The organism is uncultured Agrococcus sp., from assembly GCF_945915485.1.
Taxonomy (GTDB): domain Bacteria; phylum Actinomycetota; class Actinomycetes; order Actinomycetales; family Microbacteriaceae; genus Agrococcus.
On the sequence record NZ_CAMEFJ010000127.1, the window covers coordinates 1 to 4830 of the forward strand.

A 4830-nucleotide genomic window follows, 5' to 3' on the forward strand; every position below is an offset into this window, starting at 1 on the left:
GCTCTGGCTCTGGTTCTGGTTCCGGCTCTGGCTCGGGCTGTTCAGCCACGGGATCGGGGCTCGAGGTCGTCGAGTCCTGCGGGTCCGGGGCTGATTCAGGTGGAGGTGCGGATGTCGGTGAGTGCGATGGTGCGGACTCGTACGACACGACAGCCGGTAGGAAGACGCAACCGGATGTGCCGATCGCGAGCAGTGCCGTGAACGCTATCGCGATCGACGCTCGGATACCGGTGGAGGAGCGTATCAACTGAAATTTATTCTGGTGCTGGGACATAGTGATAACGCTAGTGGCTGCATCCGACATCAGTGCATCGGGCGTGGAATGAGTAAACAGCATCGAATTGACGGAGCAGAGTGACATCATGAATTGTTCTTGATCAGGCCTGGCCAGACTAGATATACTGGTGATATGGAGACGGTGAATGTATACGAGGCGAAGTCCTCGTTCAGCAAACTGCTTGCTCGGGCTGAGGCGGGCGAAGCCGTGGTGATTGCCCGAAACGGCAGACCGGTGGCCCAGCTGGGGCCGGTGCAATCTCAAGAACGCGTTGTCGTGTTCGGAGATTTGAAGGGACGCGTCGATATCTCCGATGACTTCGATGAGTGGAGCGATGCTGATGAACGCGATTGGTACGGCTCATGAGGCTGCTGCTCGACACTCACGTATATCTGTGGGTTAGAACGGACAGTGACAGGCTGCCGTTACGGTTTCGGGAAGCCATAGCCGATCCGAGAAACATGAAGTTCGTCTCCTCCCTGAGTGCGGCAGAAATCGCCGTAAAACGAGCTGTAGGCAAGCTCGACTTCCAAGGAGCTATGCACAGACCCATCGCTGAGCTGGGCTTCGACGAATTGTCGTTCTCGCACGAGCACGCTCGAATCCTCGATTCGCTGCCGCTGAAGCACCGCGATCCATTCGACCGCATGTTGATCGCTCAAGCGATCGCCGAGGGCCTGACACTGATTACGGTCGACGCGAAGTTCTCGCAATACGACGTTTCGTTGCTGCCGAGCTCGTGAGTTGCAATTCGGCGGGAGTCGATCAGGCGTTATGTCGACGGCCGGCCAGCGGTGCCGGATTGCTGGAAAATCGACATCCGTGCCCGAAACGCTGTCATTGAGCCAGAGATTCGGCACAAGCCAGAGATCCGGCACGAGCCTGTCGTCGGAAGCAACCTCAGGCAACGCACCCGGGCATCCCGAATGTCAGTGACCTAGCACTCGACGTAGGCGACGGCGAGGCCGCCCATCGCGGTCTCCTTGTACTTGTGGCTCATATCGGCGCCCGTCGCGCGCATCGTCTCGACCGCGGTGTCGAGCGAAATGTGGTGCGAGCCGTCGCCGTGCTTGGCCATCCGTGCGGCGTTGATCGCCTTCACAGCAGCCATCGCGTTGCGCTCGATGCACGGGATCTGCACGAGCCCTCCGACGGGGTCGCAGGTGAGGCCGAGGTTGTGCTCGAGCCCGATTTCCGCCGCGTTCTCGATCTGTTCCGTGTCGGCATCGATGACCGCAGCGAACCCGGCAGCCGCCATGGCGCAGGCAGAGCCGACCTCTCCCTGGCAGCCGACCTCGGCGCCCGAGATCGATGCGTTCGACTTGATCACGATGCCGATAGCCCCGGCCGCGAGCAGGAATCGCACGCTCCAGGGCATGCTCGCCGAGTCCGATTCGCCGCTACCGAACCGGTCGAAGTAGTGCATGACCGCCGGAATGATGCCGGCCGCGCCGTTCGTGGGAGCCGTGACAACTCGATTGCCGGCGGCGTTCTCTTCGTTCACGGCGAGGGCGAAGAGGTTGACCCACTCCATGCCGTCGAGCCGGTCGCGCTCTGCGCTCGTCTCCGCCGCGTTCTCGCGCTCGATCAGTCGCTCGTGCCACTGCTTCGCGCGACGTCGAACCTTGAGGCCGCCGGGAAGGACTCCACCCGTTGCGATGCCGGCATCCACGCATTCCTGCATGACCTGCCAGATGTGCACCAGCCGCGCTATGGTCTCGTCGCGCTCGCGCCATGCGGTTTCGTTCTCCAGCATGAGGTCGGGAATCGAGAGCCCTGTCGACCTGCAGTGCTCGAGCAGCCCGTCGGCCGTCGTGAACGGGTAGGGGACATCCTGCACGTTCTCGGTCGGGGCCGGAACCGGCGTCAGCACGTCATCGTCATCGTGCCGCATGACGAACCCGCCGCCGATCGAGTAGTAACCGGCCGTCGAGATCACGTCGCCGCTCTCGTCGGTGACGGTCAGGCGCATCGCGTTGGGATGCTCGGGTCGCATCGTGAGAGGGCGGAAGATCGTGTCGCGGCCCGCATTGAATGGAATCGTGTGCTCACCCGCGAGCGTGATCGATTCGGTGCGATGGATGGTGTCGATCGTCTTGCCGATCTCGGCGGTCACGACGGTGTCGGGTTCGAGCCCGGAGAGCCCGAGCATGACCGCGGAGTCGGTTGCGTGCCCCGACCCGGTAGCAGCGAGCGACCCGAACAGGTCGATCTGTACACGCTGCGCCTGACGCAGGCGACCGGATGCCCGGAGCGCTTCCGCGAAGTCCGCGGCGGCACGCATGGGGCCGACAGTGTGCGATGAGGAAGGTCCTATGCCGACCTTGAACAGGTCGAGAACGGACAGATGCTCGAACACCGGGGCCGGCGAGGTTGCGTGCGCTCCGAGAGATTCCTGGGTCGTCATCGACATGCTCCTGACTGGCGGGAAGGGGCTTGTGGCCGTTGCTTCCGCTCGACTGAGATGGGCGTTATGCCATGCTAACGCGCGGCACCGCCAGCATGACGGGTCTGGCGTGCCATGAAGACATTTCGAGGGCATGCCGAGCGCGACTCGCCCACCGAGAGATGGAGCGAGTCGTCTACGACGCGGTCGTTAGAACAGAGCCCTATGCGGATTCCTCTGCCGATTCTTCGTCGGCGGACTCGTATTCTGAGTAGTCGTTCCACTTGTCGAATTCGTCGTCGTAGGAACCTTCGGTCTTGTTCCCGAGCTCACGCTCGAGGGACGCGAAGTTAACATCGGGGCTGAATGATTTCAGCTCGCGTGCGAGTTTTGTGTGTTTTGCCTTCTGACGGCCGCGACCCATGGTCGAACCCCCCTGAACCATTAATCCTTGGCTTGAGCGTCTGGCACCCTTGCACCGGAGCGACGTCGCCAGGACGCCGACCCAATACGGGAAATGCAACCTTAAGGTTACCATGCCGTCTGCGTTACGTACGCCGAATGACCCTCACCCGTGGTAATCGGATGCGGCGCTGCTGCCTGTCGGGCGGTGTCTTGCGTCAGGGGTTCAGCAGGGTCAGCATCCCTTCTCCGCTGGCGATACCGGCGGCGGCGAACGCAACTGTTGCGAGCACGGTTGCGAGCGTGAGCGTGAGGGCCCGCATCCCTCGTTTTCTGCGCAGCAGTGAGGCCGAATCGTTCGCGAAAGTCGAGAACGTCGTGAAGCCGCCGCAGAAGCCCACGACGACCGCATACCCCCACACGGGGTCGGCGCCGAGCCCGTTGATCATGACGGCGGCGAAGCCCGCGATGAACGAACCCACCGTGTTGACGATGATGATGGTGATGGGCCGCCAGTGCTCCCCGACGAGCAGAATGCAGCCGTATCTAGCAGCACCCCCGAGCCCGCCGCAGACCGCAACTGCGAGTATCGCCAGGGTCGTCATCGTCGACGCCTCCTGAACCGGATCCGCAGACTTCGCTCTGGCACAGTACCCTCGGTCGTCGGCTCGGCCGCCTCTTCCTGCTCGGCGTCGGTGTCGTCTCCGGCAGGGGCTATCCAGCCGTGGGACTCCTCTTGCACGGGGTGCCGGGCCATTCGGCCGCTCATTCGTTCCCCCAGCAGGATGCCGGCAAGCGCGGTGAGGATGCCGGCGACGGCCGCAGACGCTCCGATGATCAGCGACCAGTGGTCGAGATCGTCTGCCGTCAACCACAGGGCGAATGCCGAGTACGTCGTGAATCCGCCCAGGAATCCCGTTGTGGCGCCCTGCTGCAGCCACTTCGGCCACGCGTGCTGGAGACCGCCGGACAGGAGGCCGATCACGAGTGAACCGACGGTGTTGACCAGCAGGGTGCCCCACGGGAGGGGGTCCGTAGGCAGTGCCTGGTCGATGGCCGCTCGCGCAACACTGCCGGCAGCGCCACCGAGTGCGACAGCGAGGAACACGTAAGGCACGGCCACACGATACATCGAGAGGAGTAATTCGCCGCAAACCGCGAGTGCAACAATGGTGTTCGTGCACCTACTGGCAGTTGCGAGTCTCAAGAACCGGGCCCTGATAGCCCTCGTCACGATCTGCGCAGTCCTGTTCGGCGGCATTGCGATGCAGAGCCTGAGGACCGAGCTGGCCCCCGACATCGAATTTCCGCAGCTTGCGGTCGTCACGGAGTACGAGGGAGCGAGCCCCGAGGTTGTCGCCAACGATGTGACGGACGTCGTCGAACGAGCGCTGCAGACCGTGCCCGGCCTGAAAGAGACGATCGGGACATCCAGCCAGGGCAGGTCGACCGTCAGTGCCGAATTCGAGTACGGCACCGACCTCGCGACGACGGAACAGAAGGTGCAGCAAGCACTCAGTCGTGTAACGGGTGCCCTCCCAGACGGGGTCGAGACGACGGTTGTCGCCGGCTCCATAACGGACTTTCCGATCATCCAACTCTCCGTTGCGATCGGGGATGAACGTGTCGAGTCGCTAGCCGATCGCATCGAGCTCGACGCGATACCTCGGCTCGAGCGCTTGGAGGGCGTGCGTTCTGTCGACCTCGAGGGAGTCGCGGGCCAGCGCGTCACGATCGTTGCCGACGAGGAGGAGCTTGCACTCGC

The 4830-nt window shown here is 63.0% G+C and carries 7 protein-coding genes; 3 read left to right on the forward strand and 4 right to left on the reverse strand.

What is annotated here, in order from left to right; translation table 11 throughout:
- Positions 1-409 precede the first annotated feature (409 nt).
- Positions 410-643 (forward strand): type II toxin-antitoxin system Phd/YefM family antitoxin, encoded by a 234-nt coding sequence (locus Q0O95_RS13120; RefSeq protein WP_293699511.1) that lies wholly within the window; start codon positions 410-412, stop codon positions 641-643.
- Positions 640-1020 carry a type II toxin-antitoxin system VapC family toxin gene (locus Q0O95_RS13125; RefSeq protein ID WP_293699513.1) on the forward strand — a complete coding sequence of 127 codons (381 nt, stop codon included), beginning with the start codon at positions 640-642 and terminating at the stop codon, positions 1018-1020. The genes Q0O95_RS13120 and Q0O95_RS13125 overlap by 4 nt, the downstream gene beginning before the upstream one ends.
- Positions 1021-1214: 194 nt before the next feature.
- On the opposite strand, the gene Q0O95_RS13130 is transcribed toward Q0O95_RS13125, so the two are convergent.
- From Q0O95_RS13130 to Q0O95_RS13145, 4 genes are all read right to left on the reverse strand, one after another.
- Complete coding sequence (locus Q0O95_RS13130; RefSeq protein WP_293699516.1) at positions 1215-2684, reverse strand: L-serine ammonia-lyase; 1470 nt, start codon at positions 2682-2684, stop codon at positions 1215-1217.
- Between the two features lie 202 nt (positions 2685-2886).
- A complete protein-coding gene (locus Q0O95_RS14115; protein WP_366516496.1) occupies positions 2887-3201 on the reverse strand; it encodes a DUF3073 domain-containing protein in 315 nt (104 codons plus the stop codon).
- Between the two features lie 82 nt (positions 3202-3283).
- Complete coding sequence (locus tag Q0O95_RS13140; RefSeq protein ID WP_293699519.1) at positions 3284-3670, reverse strand: CrcB family protein; 387 nt, start codon at positions 3668-3670, stop codon at positions 3284-3286.
- The gene (locus Q0O95_RS13145; protein WP_293699523.1) at positions 3667-4182 is read right to left on the reverse strand and encodes a CrcB family protein; all 516 of its coding nucleotides are present in this window, start codon (positions 4180-4182) and stop codon (positions 3667-3669) included. The genes Q0O95_RS13140 and Q0O95_RS13145 overlap by 4 nt, the downstream gene beginning before the upstream one ends.
- 61 nt (positions 4183-4243) lie before the next feature.
- On the opposite strand from Q0O95_RS13145, the gene Q0O95_RS13150 reads away from it, so the two are divergent.
- A partial coding sequence (locus Q0O95_RS13150) for an efflux RND transporter permease subunit (RefSeq protein ID WP_293699526.1) occupies positions 4244-4830 on the forward strand: 587 nt, incomplete at its 3' end.

Coding starts and splice junctions, on each gene's coding strand:
- Q0O95_RS13140 (WP_293699519.1), bottom strand. CDS start 3,670: ATGACGACCCTGGCGATACTCGCAGTTGCGGTCTGCGGCGGGCTCGGG.
- Q0O95_RS14115 (WP_366516496.1), bottom strand. CDS start 3,201: ATGGTAACCTTAAGGTTGCATTTCCCGTATTGGGTCGGCGTCCTGGCG.
- Q0O95_RS13125 (WP_293699513.1), top strand. CDS start 640: ATGAGGCTGCTGCTCGACACTCACGTATATCTGTGGGTTAGAACGGAC.
- Q0O95_RS13120 (WP_293699511.1), top strand. CDS start 410: ATGGAGACGGTGAATGTATACGAGGCGAAGTCCTCGTTCAGCAAACTG.
- Q0O95_RS13130 (WP_293699516.1), bottom strand. CDS start 2,684: ATGACGACCCAGGAATCTCTCGGAGCGCACGCAACCTCGCCGGCCCCG.